General features: G+C 45.6%; 14 protein-coding genes and 1 CRISPR repeat array. All 14 genes read left to right on the top strand.

The genetic code is table 11. The features are described from left to right. Positions 1-11: 11 nt before the first annotated feature. On the top strand, positions 12-1,163 hold the full coding sequence (nrfD, locus tag DESRU_RS15215) for an NrfD/PsrC family molybdoenzyme membrane anchor subunit (protein WP_013842973.1): 1,152 nt from the start codon (positions 12-14) through the stop codon (positions 1,161-1,163). 36 nt (positions 1,164-1,199) lie between these two features. Next, a complete protein-coding gene (locus DESRU_RS15210; protein WP_013842972.1) occupies positions 1,200-2,015 on the top strand; it encodes a formate dehydrogenase accessory protein FdhE in 816 nt (271 codons plus the stop codon). A gap of 71 nt (positions 2,016-2,086) precedes the next feature. Beyond that, positions 2,087-2,878, top strand: coding sequence for a twin-arginine translocase subunit TatC (tatC, locus tag DESRU_RS15205; RefSeq protein WP_187290663.1), 792 nt, complete (start codon positions 2,087-2,089; stop codon positions 2,876-2,878). A 140-nt stretch (positions 2,879-3,018) separates the two neighbouring features. After that, positions 3,019-3,504: an NADH-quinone oxidoreductase subunit NuoE gene (gene nuoE / locus DESRU_RS15200; RefSeq protein WP_013842970.1), complete on the top strand. Its 486-nt coding sequence runs from the start codon at positions 3,019-3,021 to the stop codon at positions 3,502-3,504. A 15-nt stretch (positions 3,505-3,519) separates the two neighbouring features. Beyond that, positions 3,520-5,472 carry an NADH-quinone oxidoreductase subunit NuoF gene (gene nuoF, locus DESRU_RS15195; RefSeq protein ID WP_013842969.1) on the top strand — a complete coding sequence of 651 codons (1,953 nt, stop codon included), beginning with the start codon at positions 3,520-3,522 and terminating at the stop codon, positions 5,470-5,472. A gap of 13 nt (positions 5,473-5,485) precedes the next feature. Continuing rightward, positions 5,486-8,167, top strand: coding sequence for a formate dehydrogenase subunit alpha (fdhF, locus tag DESRU_RS20370; protein ID WP_081462027.1), 2,682 nt, complete (start codon positions 5,486-5,488; stop codon positions 8,165-8,167). Between the two features lie 193 nt (positions 8,168-8,360). Further along, positions 8,361-9,113: a CRISPR-associated endoribonuclease Cas6 gene (gene cas6 / locus DESRU_RS15180; RefSeq protein ID WP_013842966.1), complete on the top strand. Its 753-nt coding sequence runs from the start codon at positions 8,361-8,363 to the stop codon at positions 9,111-9,113. Between the two features lie 15 nt (positions 9,114-9,128). Beyond that, entirely contained in the window at positions 9,129-11,150 is a 2,022-nt protein-coding gene (locus DESRU_RS15175) for a TM1802 family CRISPR-associated protein (protein WP_013842965.1), read from the top strand. 14 nt (positions 11,151-11,164) lie between these two features. After that, complete coding sequence (cas7b, locus tag DESRU_RS15170) at positions 11,165-12,142, top strand: type I-B CRISPR-associated protein Cas7/Csh2 (protein WP_013842964.1); 978 nt, start codon at positions 11,165-11,167, stop codon at positions 12,140-12,142. Then, the gene (gene cas5, locus DESRU_RS15165) at positions 12,139-12,867 is read left to right on the top strand and encodes a CRISPR-associated protein Cas5 (RefSeq protein ID WP_013842963.1); all 729 of its coding nucleotides are present in this window, start codon (positions 12,139-12,141) and stop codon (positions 12,865-12,867) included. The genes cas7b and cas5 overlap by 4 nt, the downstream gene beginning before the upstream one ends. A gap of 17 nt (positions 12,868-12,884) precedes the next feature. Then, positions 12,885-15,239 carry a CRISPR-associated helicase Cas3' gene (gene cas3 / locus DESRU_RS15160; RefSeq protein WP_238446311.1) on the top strand — a complete coding sequence of 785 codons (2,355 nt, stop codon included), beginning with the start codon at positions 12,885-12,887 and terminating at the stop codon, positions 15,237-15,239. Between the two features lie 132 nt (positions 15,240-15,371). Further along, complete coding sequence (gene cas4 / locus DESRU_RS15155; RefSeq protein ID WP_013842961.1) at positions 15,372-15,878, top strand: CRISPR-associated protein Cas4; 507 nt, start codon at positions 15,372-15,374, stop codon at positions 15,876-15,878. A 20-nt stretch (positions 15,879-15,898) separates the two neighbouring features. Beyond that, the gene (cas1b, locus tag DESRU_RS15150; RefSeq protein WP_013842960.1) at positions 15,899-16,891 is read left to right on the top strand and encodes a type I-B CRISPR-associated endonuclease Cas1b; all 993 of its coding nucleotides are present in this window, start codon (positions 15,899-15,901) and stop codon (positions 16,889-16,891) included. A 42-nt stretch (positions 16,892-16,933) separates the two neighbouring features. Next, on the top strand, positions 16,934-17,197 hold the full coding sequence (cas2, locus tag DESRU_RS15145; RefSeq protein ID WP_013842959.1) for a CRISPR-associated endonuclease Cas2: 264 nt from the start codon (positions 16,934-16,936) through the stop codon (positions 17,195-17,197). 183 nt (positions 17,198-17,380) lie between these two features. Beyond that, positions 17,381-20,599: direct repeats of the CRISPR family, unit length 30 nt; unit sequence GTTACTAGTCTACCTATAAGGATTTGAAAC. Positions 20,600-20,649: the final 50 nt, after the last annotated feature.

Here is a 20,649-nt window from a genome sequence, read left to right as displayed (position 1 = left end):
GGGGGAAAAAGATGACGGCAATTAAAGGAGTATTAAAAGAAGTTACGGAATATAAGTGGCGGTTTAAAATGACCAACACTCGCAAATTTTTATTGCTGCTGGCCGGCCTTTGCGTGGCGGTGATGCTCTATCGCCTGGCCACCGGCTTGGGCACCAGCACCAACCTGAACGACCAGTGGCCCTGGGGTCTCTGGATCGGATTTGACGTTTTGACCGGGGTGGCCCTGGCCGGCGGCGGTTATGGCACGGCCCTCATTGTGCATGTGCTGCACCGGGGCAAGTACCATTCCATCGCCCGCAGCGCCATGCTGACCTCGCTGCTGGGTTATCTGCTGGTTATGGCCGGCCTGTTCCTGGATATCGGCCAGTGGTTTAACTTCTGGCGTCCCTTTGTATCCTGGGGCCATGCCTCGGTCTTGTTTGAAGTTTTCTGGTGCGTGTCCTGCTACACTACCGTGCAGGTGCTGGAGTTTGGCGAGATCGTCACCGAAAAGGTGGGCACCCGGTACCACAATCTCTTTAAAAAGGCTCTGCCGGTGCTGATGATCATCGGGATTATCTTCCCCACCCTGCACCAGTCCTCCCTGGGCGGACTGTATCTGATTATGGTGGATAAACTTTATCCCCTGTGGTGGTCAACCATGATTCCGTTGTTCTTCCTGATGTCCTCTTTCTTTGTGGGTCCCGCCATGATCTGCGTTGAAACCGCTCTGGCAGGCAGGGCCTACAATCATCAGGTTCCCATCCCGGTACTGCGCGGGTTGGTCCGGATTTCCGGCACCTTTATGGTGATCTACCTGTGTCTGAAGATTTACGACCTGATCAACCGGGGCGTATTAGGGCTGGTCTTCAAGGGCAACTTAGAAGGAAACATGTTCCTGATTGAAATGGTTCTGGGGATTATTGTACCCATCGTCATTGCTTTCAGCGGACTAAGTTCTACCCGTAAAGGGTTGATTACCTTCGGAGCCCTGGTGAGCGGCGGCTTAATCCTAAACCGTATGAACGTTGTATTTACCGGTATGTCCGCGGCCCTGGGCGGCTGGTACTTCCCCTCCATCATGGAATGGGCGGTCAGTATTGGCCTGGTGGCTATTGGATGCCTGGTCTACTGCTTTGTGGTTGAGAACTTTAATGTTCTCGAGCATGAGGAACACCACTAGACATCCGTTTAAAAGAGATTTAAAGGAGCTGCTCTAATGGAGAATATCTCTGACAATGCAGAAAATCTGGCAAACTTTTATCTGGAAATACTGGATCTAGAGAATGCATCGGAAACATTAGAGTGGAACAGGGAGTTGGATTCCCGGCAAAAAAACCTGTGGGAACAGGGAAAGGCAATGCTTGAGATTGCCCCGCCGGAAATGAACTTGGAGAAGATGTTCCATCGTTTTTACGCTGTGGCCCGGGCCTGCCGGAAATGGCAGGCCGGTCCCCGGCCTCTGCCGGAGGAATTTCTGCAAAACCTGGAATCCCTAGGCGGGGAACAGAGAAAAGAACTGATTCACTCCCTGTTGCATATTGGCGGCAATAAAGCGAACTGGGCCAGGGAGCTCGGTATCCCCCTGGAATTGTTGGACTTTCTTGCCCTCAACACCTTTAAGCCCCTGCTGCAGGAGTACGGCCAGCAGGTGGCAAAACAATTGGATTTTCAGAATTGGACAGGCAGCCACTGTCCCGTGTGCGGAGACCAACCGACTATGGCCAAGCTGGCAGGGAAGGAAGGGATTCGCAAGCTTTATTGCGGGCGCTGTGAAACCCAATGGCGCTATAAAAGACTGGGTTGCCCCTACTGCCAGGATGAAAACGCCTCTCAGGCAACCTTTATTTCCGCGGACGAAAAAAATCAATACCGGGTATACCTTTGCGATCACTGTAAAAGCTATTTAAAAACAGTGGACGAGAGGATCTGCGGAGAAGTCGATCTGTTTTGCGAGGATTTAGCCACCGTCAACTTGGATCGCCTGGCCCAGGCTGAAGGTTATCAGCGGGGCGATAAAAGGCAGCAGGTTTAAAAGACCGGTTTCATCTCGCAGCAGAAGGGGGTAATCACTTGGTCCAGGAGGAAGAAAAAGACCAGACGATGATGGAGCACCTGGAGGAACTCCGCCGGGTGCTGATCATTTCCCTGGCCGCCACCATTGTGATGGCGGGGGTATGCTGGTTTTTCAGCGACTTTATTCTGGAAATCATTCTTCAGCCGGTAACAAGCACCGGCAATAAAATGCACTATATCGGCATTATGGAAGCTTTAATGACCAAAATTAAACTTTCTGTTTTCCTGGGTTTTCTGGTGGCGCTGCCGGTAACCTTGTGGCAGTTCTGGAGTTTTATCATGCCGGCCCTGCGAAAAACCGAGAAGGTTTACTTTACCATCTTTGTGGTGGTTTCTTATCTTTTCTTTATTGCCGGAGTTCTTTTTTCCTTTTATACTGTTTTCAGCATCGGGGTTAGGTTCCTGCTCCATTTCGGCGGAGAAGAACTACTGCCCATGCTGACCGTCGGAAATTATGTTTCCTTTGCTATGATGTTTATTTTGCCCTTCGGCGTAGTTTTTGAACTGCCTCTGGCGGTATTTTTTCTGGCCCAGTTGGGCGTCATTGATCACAAATGGATGGTTAAAAAGCGCAAAATGGCCCTCCTGATTTCTGTAGTGACCGGGGCTGTGCTGGTTCCCTCCCCGGACATTATTACCCCCCTGATGATGGCTGCACCCATTTACCTGTTGTTTGAATTGAGTGTCAGCATTGTTAAGCTTGTAGAGTGGTTGAAAAAGCGCAAGGCCAAACGGAAAGCACGGGAAGAAAAAGAACAGGAACTATTAGAAGCAGAAAATCAAGCGGAAAGCAACGTTACAGAGACAAACCGTGACGATTAAGTAAAATATTCAAGGGAAGGGCGGCCCCGGCTGCCCTTCCCTTTTTCGAGCAGAAAATGGTTCCGGGTGGAACTTTGCCGGCAAACGTAGTAAAATGAAGCTTATGATTAAAAACCATGTCCCGGCGGAGGTGTTGGACTTTGTATGATACTCTTTGTTTAGACGAAGCTCAAGAAAAACAAAAACGCCTGGCGGAGCTTCTGTTAAAATACCGCGATGTCGAAGGAGCTCTAATCCCTGTATTGCAGCAAGCCCAGGAAATATACGGGTACCTTTCACCGGAACTGATTCGTGAAATATCCTTGCAGTTAAAAATACCCGCTTCCAGGACCTACGGGGTGGCCACCTTTTACTCCCAATTTCATTTAAAGCCCCGGGGCCGCAACATCATTAAAGTATGCCAAGGAACCGCCTGCCATGTACGGGGCGGGAACCGGGTGCTGGAAGCCATTAAAAGATCCATTGGCATTGAAACGGGAGAGACTTCCCGGGACCTTCGTTTTACTCTGGAAACGGTGGCCTGCCTAGGAGCCTGCGGCTTGGCCCCGGTAATCATGATTAATGACCGGACCGAGGGTCAGTTATCCCCGGAAAAGGCCCTGAAAAAAATAGCTAACTGCGATTAGGGAGCGAGAAAACACATGCAGAATATCATGGAAGCCTGCTGCCGGCAGTGCACCCATCGTCCCGGCTCCCCCTGCCGGCGGTATGTGGAATGCCGGACCATGGGTCCCTTTTGTCATACCGATAAAGCCTGCCGTGAGGCCAGGGAACAATTTGCCGGTCTGGTAAGGGTGGACAGGGAAGACGGTCTAAAGCAAATGATTGTCTGCGGCGGAACCGGCTGTACCTCATCGGGTTCCGGTCGTCTGGCAGAGCAATTGACAGAGGCAATAGAAAAGGCCGGTCTCACCGGGACGGTCAGGGTTAAAAGGACCAGTTGTCATGGCTTCTGCGAAAACGGTCCCATTGTTCATATCAAACCCGAGGGTGTTTTTTATACCCGGGTTCAGCCCGAGGATGCCAAGGAAATTGTGGACGAGCATCTGGTTAAAGGAAAAATTATTGACCGGCTTACTTTCCAGGAGCCGACTTCCGGGATTCATTACCCTCACTTTCAGGAAATTCCCTTCTATGCCGGGCAAACCAGGCTGCTGCTGGCCAACTGCGGCAATATTGATCCCGAACAAATCGGCGATTATGTTGCGGCGGGGGGGTACCATAGCCTGGTCAAAGTTTTGCAGGGCCTGCCGCCGGAGCAAGTGATTGAAGAAATTCAACAATCAGGACTGCGGGGGCGGGGCGGAGCCGGGTTTCCCACCGGCAGGAAATGGGCCTCGGCCAGGAAGGCGGAAGGAACCCGCAAATTTATTATTTGTAATGCCGATGAAGGGGACCCGGGGGCCTTCATGGACCGCTCGGTGCTGGAAGGAGACCCCCATGCAGTACTGGAAGGAATGCTGATTGCCGGCTATGCTGTGGGGGCCGCTATGGGTTATATCTACTGCCGGGCGGAATATCCCCTGGCTATCCGGAGATTGAAGACAGCCATTCAACAAGCCCGGGAATATGGCCTGCTGGGAAGCAATATCTTGAACTCCGGCTTTGATTTTGACATTATTTTAAAAGAAGGGGCGGGGGCCTTTGTGTGTGGGGAAGGCACGGCCCTTCAGGCCTCCATTGAGGGCAACCGGGGAATGCCCCGGGTGAAGCCTCCCCGTTCCACCGAGAAGGGCTTGTGGAATCAGCCCACCGTCCTGAACAATGTGGAAACCCTGGCCAATGTGCCTTTAATTATTCGCCTGGGAGCGGAAGAATACAAAAAAATCGGAACCGAAGGATCCCCCGGCACCAAAATATTTGCCCTGAGCGGAGCGGTAACCAACTCCGGCCTGGTGGAGGTGCCCATGGGCGTTCCTCTGAGAGACATCATTTTTGGAACCGGCGGGGGCATCCGGGGGGGCAAAGAGTTTAAAGCGGTCCAACTGGGGGGCCCCTCCGGGGGATGCCTGACCCGCCAGCATCTGGACCTGCCGGTGGACTTTGATTCCCTGTCTTCTGCCGGAGCCACCATCGGGTCCGGCGGCATGGTGGTTATGGATGAAGAGACCTGCATGGTGGATGTGGCCCGGTTCTTCCTGGCCTTTACCCAGGCTGAATCCTGCGGCAAGTGTACTCCCTGCCGGGAAGGCACCAAGCGCATGCTGGAAATACTGGAGCGCATGTGCAAGGGCAGTGCCACCCTGGAAGACCTGGACAATCTGGAAAGGCTCTGCCGGGTGGTAAAAAACACCTCCCTGTGCGGGCTGGGGCAGGCCTGTCCCAACCCGGTGTTATCCACCCTGAAATATTTTCGGGAGGAATACCTGGCCCATATTGTGGACAAGCGCTGTCCCGCCGGAGTTTGTTCCGAACTGGTCAGCTACCGGATTGACGAGGAAAAATGCCGGGGCTGCGGCCTCTGTACAAAAATATGTCCGGTTCAAGCCATCCACGGGGAGAAAAAACAGCCCCATGTCATTGATCACAGTGAATGTATTCGCTGCGGAAGCTGCTTGACCCGCTGTAAATTCAAGGCAGTTGTAAGGTCTTAGGAGGGGGAGCCAAATGTCTGAGATTGCATTAACCATCAATGGCCGGCCTGTGTCCGTGCCTAAAGGAAGCACCATCCTGGAGGCTGCCGGGAAGCTGGGCTTAGCCATTCCCACCTTTTGTCACGACCCGGAACTGTCCCGCTATGGCGGCTGCCGCATCTGCGTGGTGGAGGTGGCCGGCTGGGGCAGCCTGCCTGCCTCCTGCGTCACCGAGATCCGGCCGGGGATGGAAGTTTTTACAGATTCCCCAAGGGTTCTGGAGGCCCGGCGCACCATTCTGGAATTACTGCTGGCCAATCACCCGGAGGATTGCATGACCTGTGAAAAATGCGGCGCCTGCGCCCTGCAGGACTACGCTTACCGGTACGGGGTGCGCAAGGGCCGCTTTGCGGGGGATGCCCGTTCGCTGCCCCTGGATGACAGCAATCCCTTTATTGTCCGGGATATGAACAAATGCATCCTGTGCGGCAAATGTGTCCGGGTTTGCGCAGAAGTAGTGGGCCGCAGCGCCGTGGATTTTGCCTTCCGGGGCTTTCAGGCCCGGGTGGCGGCTCCTTTAGACGGCGGCCTGCAGGACTCCGACTGCGTTTTTTGCGGTTCCTGCCTTGAAGTTTGCCCGGTGGGAGCCCTGGGAGAAAAACAAATGGCGGGACAGGGGCGCAGGTGGGACCTTACTGCCGTTACCACCACCTGCCCTTACTGCGGCGTGGGCTGCCAACTGAACTTACAAGTAAAAGAAGGCCGGGTTGTAGGTGTAACCGCCGCCCGCTCGGGTATTAACGGGAAGCACCTGTGTGTAAAGGGAAGATTTGGCTACCGCTTTATTCACCACCCGGAACGGTTAACCAGCCCGTTGATCCGCAAAGAAGGGCAGCTCCGGGAAGCCGGTTGGAACGAGGCTTTGGAAGAAATCGCCCGGAGGCTTAAAGAAACCATAAGCAACCATGGCGGTGACTCCGTCGGAATACTGGCCTCAGCCCGCATCACCAATGAAGAGAACTATCTTTTAAATAAACTGGCCCGGGCGGTCATTGGGACCAACAATATTGACCATTGCGCCCGCCTCTGACACGCCCCTACCGTCGCCGGTCTGGCGGCAGCACTGGGGAGCGGGGCTATGACCAACTCCATTGATGAAATTGCCGGGGCGGACTTTATCCTGGCCATCGGCACCAACACCACCGAGGCCCATCCCATCATCGCCCACCGTATCCGCAGGGCGGTCCAACAGGGGGCCCAACTGGTGGTGCTGGATCCCCGGAAGACCGAACTGGCGGAACTGGCCGGGCAACACCTGCAACTGCATCCCGGTACCGATATCGCTCTGCTGAACAGTATGGTTCAGGTTATTTTAGAAGAAGAACTATGGAACCGGGAGTTCGTTCAGGCACGATGCGAAGGCCTGGAGGAACTCAGGGAAGGGGTCCGGGCATATACGCCTGAATATGCGGAAGAGGTGACGGGCATTCCCGCCCAAACCATCCGGGAAACCGCCCGGGGCTATGCCCGGGCGGAAAAAGCCTCCCTTTTATATACCATGGGTTTAACCCAGCATGTCAGCGGCACCGATAATGTTCTGGCAGCGGCTAATCTGGTGCTTCTCTGCGGGCAGATCGGCCAGCCCTCAACGGGCATCAACCCCCTGCGGGGCCAGAATAACGTCCAGGGAGCCTGTGACATGGGAGCCCTGCCCAATGTATTTACCGGCTACCAACCGGTAACGGATGAAGAATGCCGCCGCAAGTTCAGCCGGGCCTGGGGTGTTTCTCTGGACGGCAAGCCCGGACTGACGGCAACGGAAATGATAGAGGCTGCTTCCCAAGGAAAAATCAAAGCCATGTACATTGCCGGGGAAAATCCGGTGCTGTCGGATGCCGACGCCAATCACGTGGAAAAGGCGCTAAAGAACCTGGATTTTCTAGTGGTGCAGGATCTTTTCCTGACGGAAACCGCAAAGCTGGCGGACGTCATCCTCCCGGCGGCCAGTTTTGCCGAGAAGGACGGGACCTTTACCAACACCGAACGCAGGGTGCAGCGGGTAAGGAAGGCGGTTGAACCGGTCAACGGCGCCAAGGCGGACTGGGAAATTCTCTGTTCCCTGTCCGCCGCCCTGGGTTATCCTATGAACTACAACAGCCCCCGGGAAATCTTTGAAGAAATGGCCTCTCTGACGCCATCCTACGGAGGAATCACCCATGACCGCCTGGAACAGGGAGGCATCCAATGGCCCTGTACCTCCAGGGAACATTCCGGTACCCCTTACCTGCATAAAGAAACCTTTAGCAGGGGGAAAGGCAAATTTCACCCGGTGCAATATCTGCCCCCCGCAGAACTGCCGGACCCCCAGTACCCGCTGCTGCTCAACACAGGACGGCGCCTACAGCACTACCACACCGGCACCATGACCCTGCGCACCGGTCTGGTTGAAGTCTGCGGGTCGGAGAAACTGGACATCCATGCCGGCGACGCCGAAGCCCTGGATTTGTGCACCGGGGACAAGGTGCGGGTGATCTCCCGGCGGGGAGAAGTGCAAATGTCGGTAAATATATCGGCAACAGTCCCCCAAGGCATGGTCTTTGCCTCCTTCCATTTCCCGGAGGCGGCCATCAACAAGCTGACCAACCCGGCCCATTGCCCGGTATCCAAAATACCGGAATTTAAAATTTGTGCGGTTCGGATTGAAAAAATAGTGTAAATCAAAGGGAAGCATTCTCCGGGAGTGCTTCCCTTTTGCATTATAATTATTTTACCGTTCGACACGTTTTTAGCTTTTCTGACTCAATATTTTGATAAAATAAGGAGAGGTTTTGAAGTATTTGTCTAAAATATCCTTACCATTGATATTGGTATCATACGAAAGAAAATTCATTCCCGGATGGTGATCAAGGATGCACCTGTTTATTACCCTGACCCCACAAAAAGAACTGGAATTGCCGGTTCACTATAATCATTTAGTACAAGCCGCAGTATACGGAACCATTGATCCGGAACTGGCGGTTTTTCTGCATGATAAAGGCTATGAAAGCGGCAGCCGCAGGTTTAAGCTGTTTACATTCTCCAGAGTAAGCGGACGGTTTGAGGCCAATCGGGACAAAAACACCCTCCGGTTCACCGGGGATGTGAGCCTGACCCTTTCCTCCCCGGTAAACGATTTCTGCCAGTCCATTGCCAACGGGTTCCTGACCCGGGGACAAATCCGGCTGGGCAGCCACTTTGCGGAAGTCAAAGCCGTCACCGTCCGGCAGTTCACCGTACGGGGAGAAAAGGTACTCCTGAGAACCCTATCCCCGGTGGTAGCCTACAGCACCATGCGCCGGCTGGACGGACGGAAATACACCTGCTACTTTCAGCCCGGAGACCCGGATTATAGCGGGCTGATTGAGAACAACCTGCGCAAGAAATACCAGGCCTTTTTCAACCGGGAAGCCCCGCCCGGGGAAGTCAAGGTAAGAAAAACCGGCAATCTAAAGATGAACCTGGTCAACTACAAAGGAACCATTATCAAAGGCTACTCCGGCCTGATGGAACTGACCGGGCCCACGGAACTGCTGCAGATGGCGGTGGACGGGGGACTGGGAGGGAAGAACGCTCAGGGATTTGGCTGTGTGGAGATGGTAGTGAGTGGAAATGAACAATTTTGAGAGGAGGTTGGTAACTTGCTTGTAGGTATGCGGACCTTGGGGTTGGATTATCTAGTGCAGGAACTTTGTAATACAAATATTCCTGTGGATCCTGAAAACTGGTATTTGTCCTTACGTAACAACGAGCCACATAAATTATTTTCTCTTCTTGTAGAAGACAGTGGAAGAATTGAAAAAGTATATGTAATAGAAAAAGATGCGGAAGATGTTGTCAGTGTTTCAGTACAAGACGTAACTGTAAGCAATAGTGCTAGCGGTTGTACAGCGGACAAACTACCATTTATTAAACCTTCTGGCTCCCAGAGTGCCCAAGTAGGTCCAGTAATAAAGCGTAGTTATAGTAAAGATAAAGGAGCTGGACCTTCAGAAAAAATCTTAGAAACAACAATTAATTATTTTAAGGAGATTGCAGATTCGAAAAAACCCTGGAGTCGGTATTTTCAAGACATTATTATGTTATTAGAGTATAAAGAAATCAAATTTTTAGATGGGACGAAGGTAGATTGGGCAGAAAATAAATATAAAAATTTACTAGCTTGTGTAGTTGATAAGATTGGCCCACAATCTGGCACAGTTTTTCTTACTATTAAAACACCTGATGGAAAATACCCTGGTGAACAACTTGTATATATTAAGTATTTATTAAAAGAAAAGTTAGCAGGGGAGCGGTATGTTACATCTAGCTCACCAGCCAAGGAAAACCAGATGTGTTACTTATGCAATACATCGAATGTTTTAGTGTTTCCCAATGGATTAAAAGGGGCGGGAATCAATATAAAAAATCCTGACAGAGCGGGCGCTTTTCCGGGTATTGATGTAAAACAAGCCTGGAAAGGGTATAGTTTGTGCGGAGCATGCGCGGATCTATTATATATCTATAAAAACCATGTTTTAAAAAAGAGAGGTCCCCAAAAGGACAAAATACCTTACACAGCAAAGATTGCTGGTGAAAATGCTCTTGTAGTACCGATATTTTTACCTGGTACACTGCCAGAAACACGGATTGAAGTATTAGAGCAGGTTACACGTTATATACAATCTATGGGCGACAATGTTACTTTCGATGAAGATTGGCTGCTTGATATGTTAAAAGAGGAAAAAAGCATTTTAAACTTATCGATATTGTGGGTGGATATTGGACAAAACATTGAAAATGTTGTTGGAACAATAGAGCACGTGTTACCTAGCCGATTACGCGAACTCTCAGAGATTAATACAGAATCCCTGTTTTGGAAACATGCATTGTTTCCAGCTATCCAGCTAGATAACTCAAAAATTAATTTAACACCAAAATTATCATTACAAGCATTAAAACCTCTTTTTAAACGACCCGGCGGGAAAAGGGCCAAAAGTGTCAATGCCAGTCAACGGTTATTTCAATTAAAACGGTTATTAGCTGAGAACGTTTATCATGGAAACTTGATGGAAAAGGACAGATTTTGGGGTGAATTTTTGCTTACAGCACGTTGGTATTGGCTGGAGGCTATTGAAAAAACTGACGGGCAATATGGACTATTATATGAGGGTTTGGGTAAAAAGGGTCCATATTTGACAGCAGCGGGTTGGATAAAATATGTAAACTGGTGGTTGTATTACTTTAAAAAGGTAGGGATATTTAGAATGGAAACTTCTTATTTTGAACCAACAATGCTGGAACTTAGACCTTATTTTGGCCCGGAAAGCGGCATTGATAGTCCTGATAAAGCTTATGCTTTCTTATTAGGTGTATTATACGGTAAAGTATTGCAGGTACAGGGAGCAAAGGGTGTTAATGTTGGTGCCAATGCGCTGACTTGGTTAAAGCGGCTTACATTAAAAGGAAGAGATTTACCAGAGCTATATAATAAAATAAGAGATAAAAGCTTTGCTTATGATATTGAAGGAAATGAGAAGGTTCGAAAATTAGTAGCTGAAATAGGACGATTAGGAATAAATTTAGGTGATAACATTTGCCTTGACGAGGTTCAAACAAGCTATTATCTTCTTTTAGGACAATCCATGACTGAGACTATTATTCCATCTATAAAAAATAAATAAGGGAGTGTATAAAAATGACTTTAAATAAGACAAAAACGTTATCAGGACGCAGGGAATTCTTATTTCTCTATGATATTAAGATGGGTAATCCTAATGGTGATCCAGATGAAAACCGCCCTCGAGTTTTACCTGATGGTACATACTATGTGACTGATGTTCGTATGAAAAGATTTGTACGGGATTTTTTAAAAATGCGTGGGTTTGATATTTTAGTGGATACTATTGAAGGGCGTACTACAAATCTGACAGGGAGGGTGGTCCATTACCTTAATACTACTGGTAATAAAAAGGTTGAAGGAAAAGCGTTGGTAGACATTCTGTTGAATGCATTTATTGATGCCCGATTATTTGGCAGTTCATTTGCTTTTAAAAAAGAAAAAGATGATAATTGGGATCCTAAACCAGAGCCAAAAACGATGACTGGAGCAGTACAATTAAATATGGGGGAAATATTACATAAAGCAGAGAGTGTTGATATTCATGGTACTACTACTTTTGGTAGTGATGAGCTCAAGACCCAAGGAACATTTACAGTTTATTATGGGTTAAGATATGCCTTAATTGGCTTTTCTGGTATTGCCAACGAACATTCGGCAAGAATTTCAAGGATGAGCGATGAGGACTATGATTTATTTTTAAAAGCTTTATGGCACGGTGTACGTGCTAATGCCAATACCAGGACTAAGGTGGGCCAAATTCCACACTTGTTAATTAGTATTGAATATAAAGCTGATGAGGAGTTTCAGTTTGGCCGCTTACATGAGTACGTAAGATTAATAGCTGCTACTGGTAAAGAAGAAAAAGTTTGGGCTTCGCCAGAAGATTATAAGGTGGATTTAAGTAAATTACATGAACGTATTCAGGGGCAGCAAAAGCGGATTGAACGTATTCGATATGCTAAGTCTACTGATATTTCTCTATTAGAGGATATACCGGTCGATTGGAGGTTATTGGAGGTTGAAGAATTACTTAAGGATGTTGGCTCTGTATGAAAAATGCGATTCAGTTTCGTTTATCAGGTAGGTTTGGCCATTTCTTGAAAGCCGAAGCAGGGACAAGTGCATTAAGCTATCCAGTACCTACCAGGACTGTATTATTAGGTATAGTTGGTGCTGTACTTGGCCTAGAAAAGGATACACCACAAGAATTGCTAGAACCTGTCCAGTTTGCGATTAGTGGAAAATCGCCAAAAACTCATTGGCATAAAGCTAAATTTCGTAAAGATCCTCCTACGCCACTGCAACACATAATAAAAAGAACCCAAAAACAAGATGCTAATACCAAATTGGAACAGGCAACGTTGATTGTTCAGGAATGGCTAATTAACCCTTGTTATAATGTGTGGGCTATCTTGCCCGATAATTACCATGTTGAATTTGAGGAACGAATAAAGGATCGTCGCTGGCATTTCCAACCATGTCTTGGAGTTTCCGAGATGCTGGCTGAGATAGAATATATTGATACAGAACCGGTCCAAAAGCTTGACCCGGCAGTATATGCCGTCAGCAATGTGATTCGTCAGAAACAAGCTAATATAAACTTTCAAGAATTATATGATAACTCACTTACCATTCAATTACTTCGAATGCCGCGAACTGTAACACCTAATCGGATATTCACACATGACAATTATTTATTCGAAGCAAATGCGCGTCCCATAATGATTAGAACCTCGGATGCTTACAAAATTGGCAAAAGGGTAGTGATGTTTTTATGAGCCAAGGGCATAGCAGTTTGAGATCTCATCCTCATTTATTATTGCATGAGCATATTGATCAGGTCAGGATTGCTATGCGAGCTTTGCAACAATTACATTCGTCACGAACAGTTACATTCCGTATTCAAGACATCATGGAACGCACTGCTGTATTCCATGACTTGGGAAAAGCAACCGATTTCTTTCAGGAATACATCAAAGATCCAGAGAGTTATAAAGGAAATAGTAGTGATAAAGCACATACTGGGTTATCTGTATTTTTAACTTTAATTATAGCAAAGGAACAAGAATGGGATGTGCGAGATGCCTTAATGGTGGTTGCAGCGATTAGTGGTCATCATTCGCGGTTGCCAACTTTTTCCGAGCAACGAGTAGGTTTTGTTGATGAAACAAAACATGCAATTGAACGCTTTGCTAATGGTAGCAATGTTTCCACCATTCAACGCCAAATTTCGTCAATAGATTTTGAAATACTGTCTTCAGAAGTGAATTTGGAATTTAATGAAATAAAAACGGTAAGAGATTCACCTCAGGAAATAACATTGCTTATTCGTAAGGCTTTAAAATTTTTAAACAGTAAGCTAATCAAGGAGAATAAAAATTTATATCTTCAGGAGGCTATAGCCTTTCGACTTAAATGTCAATTTATATACTCAATTATGCTGGAAGCTGACAAAGCATTACTTGCTGTATCTGACCCAGCAATATATCTTATGCGTCCCGTAAATCAATGGCAATCGAAATGGATAGATAAACGTATTGGCAAACCAGATGTAACCGATACTAATTGTCTACGGCAAAAAATACGTAACGAAGTAGTAGAAGTAATTGCCAACAAGAGAGATAGCCGAATATTTAACCTCACTGCACCAACTGGTGCAGGAAAAACCTTATTGGCAGCAACATGGGCGCTTAAATTACGTGAAAATACTGATAATTATTGGCATCCACCTAAAATTATCGTAGTATTGCCTTTTTTATCGGTGATTGACCAAACAGTGAATGAGTATAAAAAATTATTACGAGTTGGTGGAGTTGAGAACGATAGCGAATGGTTATTAACCAGTCATTCTTTATCCGATCGAGTATACGATTCTGAACTAACGACAGGTGACAATAGCTTTTTAGTAGACACATGGCGAAATGATATTATAATTACTACTTATGATCAGTTTTTATTTAGTTTGATAGAACCATATGCAAAATATCAAATGCGTTTTCATAATCTGTGCGATGCCCTTATTATAATGGATGAAGTCCAATCATTGCCATGTAAGTTATGGCAACCACTAGATGAAATATTTGAACAATTAACTCTAGTTGGAAATAGCAAATTATTGTTAATGTCAGCAACCTTACCGCCTTTTGTAAAAAATGCTGAACCCTTATTAAAAAATCCTAATCTATACTTTGCTCAATGTAAAAGATACTGCTTGCGTCTGCGGTTAAATACTCATATAAGTCTTGATGAATTTTGTTTAGAGTTAGAAGAAAGATTAGATGATTGGTTTACTCAAAGATTGCGAGTGTTACTGACTTTTAACACAAGAAAAAGCGCACGAAAGGTTAGAGACTATATTGATGACTGGCGTAAGGGAAAAGATGAATTTGCAGATATTCCACTTTTTTTTATTAGTGCTGATGTTACCCCTAAGAATCGTTTGCAGTCTATTGACAAAATTAAAGAAGGAAATCCGTGTATAGTAGTTTCCACCCAGTGTATTGAAGCAGGGGTAGATATTGATATGGATTTAATTATTAGGGATTTTGCGCCTTTAGATTGTCTGATTCAAATTGCTGGGAGATGTAATCGAGAGGGTGGAAAAGAAACACGCGGAATAATAGAGATTATTGACATTGTTGATGAGGGAAAACGTTATTCTGAAATGATTTATGACGAGGTACATCTTTCAGTTACTAGAAGATTGCTGAAAGAATACAAAGAAGTACTAGAAGAAGATATACTGACCTTGACAGATTGTTACTTTAAAGAATTATCTGTTAGGAAAGATACTGGATTTATTCACTTGGAAAGGTTTGCACGATGGCAAGATGATGTCTCCATACGGGAACTTTTACGAGGTAAGGAAAAACAGCAGTATACGTTTTTGGTGATAGAGCAGGATCCAACACTATACCAAGATATGTGCGAGATCATGGAAATAAAGAATATTTGGGAGCGACGAGAAGCATGGCGTAGGGTAGCTGGTCGTATGGCTATGGTATCAGTAAATGTATTTGTAAAACCGGGTTTCTATCCACAACAAATTGCTTATGAATTTAAAATAAACACAGGACTATGGATATTAAAAGACGGTTATTATTCAGATGATAAAGGATTAGTTGTTGAGGGGGAAACAATGATTTTTTAATAATGTACAATCTCTCAATCAATTATTAGTTTGCTAAATAGCAGTGACTTACTTTTACGAGAACATTTTCTGAGGCTTTCGAAGAAAGGTATATCTTATAGACCAATTGTTTTATGGAAAGGGGGATACTCCGTGCCGGAAAAGGAGATCGGTGTAAGCGGTACATTGGTCTGGTACTATTACATCTGCCCCCGTGAGGTCTGGCTGATCAGCCATCAGATCAACCCCGACCAGGATAACGATAATGTGTCCCTGGGCCGCTTTATCGGTGAGAATACCTATCAACGTGAGAAGAAGGAAATCAGTGTGGGCGGCAGTAAAATTGATGTCTTTCATATGGAAAACGGGCAAATGGTCATCGGTGAAGTAAAGAAAAGCTCCAAATACAAGGAGAGCGCCCGGATGCAGTTGGCCTTTTACTTAAGTGAACTGAAAGAGCGGGGCATTGAGGCCCGGGGGGAACTGCGGTTTCCTAAAGAAAAAGTCCGGGAGGAAGTCCTGATGGATGAACAAACGGAACAGGAACTGGAGCGGGTGCGGCGGGAGATTTTGCGCATTGTTTACTTGGATAAACCGCCCCAACCCCGGAAGATTAAATTCTGTAAAAACTGTGCCTATGCCGAATTCTGCTGGTCTTAGAAAGAAACGGAGTGATGCGGGTGAAAAAGACGCTGTATATTTTCTCCAACGGGGAAATCCATCGCAAAGACAACACCTTATACTTTGAGACAGAAACCGGGCGGCGGTTTCTTCCCGTTGAAGATACCGGGGAGATCATGATTTTCGGGGAAGTACAGTTTAACAAAAAACTTCTGGAATTCCTTTCCCAAAAGGAGATTATCCTGCACTACTTCAGCCACCATGGTTACTATATGGGCACTTTCTATCCCCGGGAGCATTTGAGTTCCGGCTATATGATCCTGCGGCAGTCGGAGCATTATTTGGATGAGGAGCGGCGATTAGCTATTGCCCGGGAGTTTGTGCGGGGGGCGGCAAAAAATATTCGCCAGGTGCTGAAATATTATCATGGCCGGGAGAAAGAGGTGGGTGAATTTATTGCCGCCGTGGAAAGACTGCTTCCCTCTGTGGATGACTGCCGGGACATTGCAGCCCTGATGGCCATTGAAGGCAACATCCGGGATCATTATTACCGGGCCTTTGACGCCATCATCGGCCATCCCGACTTTATTTTTCAGGAAAGAAGCCGCCGTCCCCCGAAAAATTATTTAAACACCCTCATCAGCTTTGGCAATTCTTTAATGTATTCCATCTGTTTAAGTGAAATTTATAAAACCCATCTGGACCCCCGGATTGGCTTTCTTCACGCTACGAATTTTCGGCGCTTTACTCTGAATTTGGATATAGCGGAGATCTTTAAACCCATTCTAATTGATCGGTTAATCTTTTTCCTGATCGGCAAAAAAATGATTACCAAACAGGATTTTGAGCAAAGCACCGAAGGAATTCTGCTTAAAGATAAGGCCAAGAGATGCTTTATCGAGGAGTTAGACAAAAAGCTAATGACCACCATTCAGCACCGGGAGATTGGCCGGTCCGTTTCCTATCGCCGCATGATCCGTCTGGAGCTTTATAAGCTGGAAAAGCATCTGATGGGGGAAAAGGATTATACTCCTTTTATAGCCCGATGGTGACATTGGATAGGATGATCTGGAGGCAACAGGGGGTGAGGCCGAATGTTTGTTGTACTGGTCTATGATGTCAACCAAAAGAGAGTAAATAAGGTTCTCAAAAAATGCCGCCAGTACTTGAACTGGGTGCAGAATTCCGTTTTACAGGGGGAAATATCCGAAGCCAATCTTACGAAGCTTAAAATGGAACTGGAAAGAATCATTAATAAAGAGGAAGATTCGATCATCCTTTATAATTTGCGCACAACCAAATACTTCTTCCCTGAGATATTAGGCTTGCAAAAAGGCGGGGAAGGAAATATCCTTTAAATAGAATTTGAAAATTTTTTTAAGTAAATTTGTCGTCGATCGTAGGTAGTGCAAAAAACCCCGGGGATCGACGACAATTTAAAAAGATAAAACCCTTGGAATGAAAGGGATTTGAAAAATTAGGAAATTAAAAAGGACATGAAGCTATTTTTAACATGTCTTTAAATTAGCGGGTTCCGACGGGTTACTAGTCTACCTATAAGGATTTGAAACATCGGATGTTGTCGTCGGTATAAGCCGACGACGATTAAGTTACTAGTCTACCTATAAGGATTTGAAACATATGTAGAAAGACAACCGACGAATGTTTTAGCACGTTACTAGTCTACCTATAAGGATTTGAAACTTACCAGTCTGCTTTATCTGCGGTGCAGAAGGCGGCCGTTACTAGTCTACCTATAAGGATTTGAAACAGGATATAGTCTTTCGGATTAAACATGAAGGCAACAAGTTACTAGTCTACCTATAAGGATTTGAAACCCGCATTGTAAGAACTGAAACCAGGGGAGAAAAGACTGTTACTAGTCTACCTATAAGGATTTGAAACTCCAGATGGAACAAAAGCCATACGCAACAACATTTGTTACTAGTCTACCTATAAGGATTTGAAACTGTACGGAATGACAGTGACATTCGACGCGTAGCACGTTACTAGTCTACCTATAAGGATTTGAAACCGATGCCAAGATGACAGACAAAAACGCATCAAAGAAGTTACTAGTCTACCTATAAGGATTTGAAACACCGTTTAGGTCGCACTGCAAGAATTATTCTAAATGGGTTACTAGTCTACCTATAAGGATTTGAAACTAAGCGTGTTTGATTACATTTGGGTCCTGCAGAGCATGTTACTAGTCTACCTATAAGGATTTGAAACTGTGCTACGTCACAACGAACGCAGGGAAGAGAGGCTTGTTACTAGTCTACCTATAAGGATTTGAAACTCCAGATGGAACAAAAGCCATACGCAACAACATTTCGTTACTAGTCTACCTATAAGGATTTGAAACTGTGAATACGTGGGCTGGCATTGGTTTCCGGACTACATGGTTACTAGTCTACCTATAAGGATTTGAAACCCGCGATTCGGACTTGTTTCAGGGAGATGTCAAACTGTTACTAGTCTACCTATAAGGATTTGAAACGAGCCACCTATCTCGATCTCCTCCGCGCACTTGCGGCAGAGTTACTAGTCTACCTATAAGGATTTGAAACAAGTCAAGAAAACAAGCGGTGAAGGCAAGGAAAATCGTTACTAGTCTACCTATAAGGATTTGAAACCATCAAGAAAAAAAGACTTGAAAGAGATTTATCGCGTTACTAGTCTACCTATAAGGATTTGAAACTATTGTCTTCCTCGCCTAACCCAGGTAAAGATGAAAGTTACTAGTCTACCTATAAGGATTTGAAACCGTATACAAACTGGCGTTTTCTGCCCGTGGATGGACGTTACTAGTCTACCTATAAGGATTTGAAACTCCCCTGCTTTGAGTTGTTTAAGTGCTTGTAGTTTAGTTACTAGTCTACCTATAAGGATTTGAAACTTCTACTGAAAATTTCAGTCCAAATTCTTTCATTCTGTTACTAGTCTACCTATAAGGATTTGAAACAATGATGATCGTTATATCCAAAGGCTTACTTTCCATGTTACTAGTCTACCTATAAGGATTTGAAACTTGACAAAATCAGCCAATGGTTAAACGATAACGGACTGTTACTAGTCTACCTATAAGGATTTGAAACCACACTCTCGCAGCCTTGTGACTGCTATGTCGATCGTTACTAGTCTACCTATAAGGATTTGAAACCAAAATGATCCACTTGATCTAAGCAGCGTTCATACGTTACTAGTCTACCTATAAGGATTTGAAACGGAGTCATTTGATTCATTTTTAAAAATATATCTTCTGTTACTAGTCTACCTATAAGGATTTGAAACTTAGTTAGTTCTATATGACTAATATTTGCGGTAATTGTTACTAGTCTACCTATAAGGATTTGAAACCTGGCTGCTGACCAGGGATTGGAGAAAGTCCGCAATAGTTACTAGTCTACCTATAAGGATTTGAAACTCTACAAGAGCATCAATAAGACGTTCTCCTGGCATTGTTACTAGTCTACCTATAAGGATTTGAAACCACAATAACGTGGTTGTGCGCATAGGTAATAATCAGTTACTAGTCTACCTATAAGGATTTGAAACGGGATGGTCAATGTCTATTTGACGGCCCGGTTTTCGATGTTACTAGTCTACCTATAAGGATTTGAAACTCCGTCATATGTGTCATTTTCTTTGTCTACTGAGACGTTACTAGTCTACCTATAAGGATTTGAAACAGCATCTCAATGTTTTCTTTGTCGGTGCGTTGGCATGTTACTAGTCTACCTATAAGGATTTGAAACCCTGGGCAAAATGGGCAAGATTATCCTTAGTAGGAAGTTACTAGTCTACCTATAAGGATTTGAAACCAGGGGCGGATAACCGGATCCTATTTATCTCCAACGTTACTAGTCTACCTATAAGGATTTGAAACACGCAAAGGGTGGTTCGTGTCATGAGCCTATACGAGTTACTAGTCTACCTATAAGGATTTGAAACCATCCTCTATGGCGACGTTTACGGCATCCTTGCAGCCGTTACTAGTCTACCTATAAGGATTTGAAACGAGATTAAGCAACTGCTGAGCAAAACCAGTGTGGGTTACTAGTCTACCTATAAGGATTTGAAACTCCAAACTGCAGCCGCCGAAGCTGAAAGAAGAGTTTTGTTACTAGTCTACCTATAAGGATTTGAAACATAATGCAACAACATCACCATATTTTTTAGTAATATCGTTACTAGTCTACCTATAAGGATTTGAAACACGGACGGGTGGAAGTGACCAACTATGTGGAATGGGAGTTACTAGTCTACCTATAAGGATTTGAAACATGGAACAGTGCAACAAGCTTGGGACGGTATCGTAAAGTTACTAGTCTACCTATAAGGATTTGAAACGTTGACTCTATTGTGGAAGCATGGAAGAACCTGAAGTTACTAGTCTACCTATAAGGATTTGAAACTTAAACCGAAAGGCCAAAGCCACATCAGGCGGATTAGGGTTACTAGTCTACCTATAAGGATTTGAAACCTCTAATACATCACCAGCATGAAACTCTGCTTCCTCGGTTACTAGTCTACCTATAAGGATTTGAAACGGAGGGAGAGATCGAGATTGACCTACTACTACAAGGTGGTTACTAGTCTACCTATAAGGATTTGAAACCCAATGTAGTTTTTAGGATCAAAAGCTGTGGCGTTAAGTTACTAGCCTACCTATAAGGATTTGAAACAAAACTACATCCCTGCTGGCATGATCGGGGACCAGAAAAGTTACTAGCCTACCTATAAGGATTTGAGATAACAAGAAGAACCGTCCGAAAAGGGCGGTTTTCTATGTTACTAGCTTACG

This window comes from Desulforamulus ruminis DSM 2154, assembly GCF_000215085.1.
In the GTDB taxonomy this organism is placed as follows: Bacteria; Bacillota; Desulfotomaculia; order Desulfotomaculales; family Desulfotomaculaceae; genus Desulfotomaculum; species Desulfotomaculum ruminis.
The sequence above is the reverse complement of the archived record's forward strand: the minus strand, read 5'-3'. Positions and strand labels throughout refer to the sequence as shown.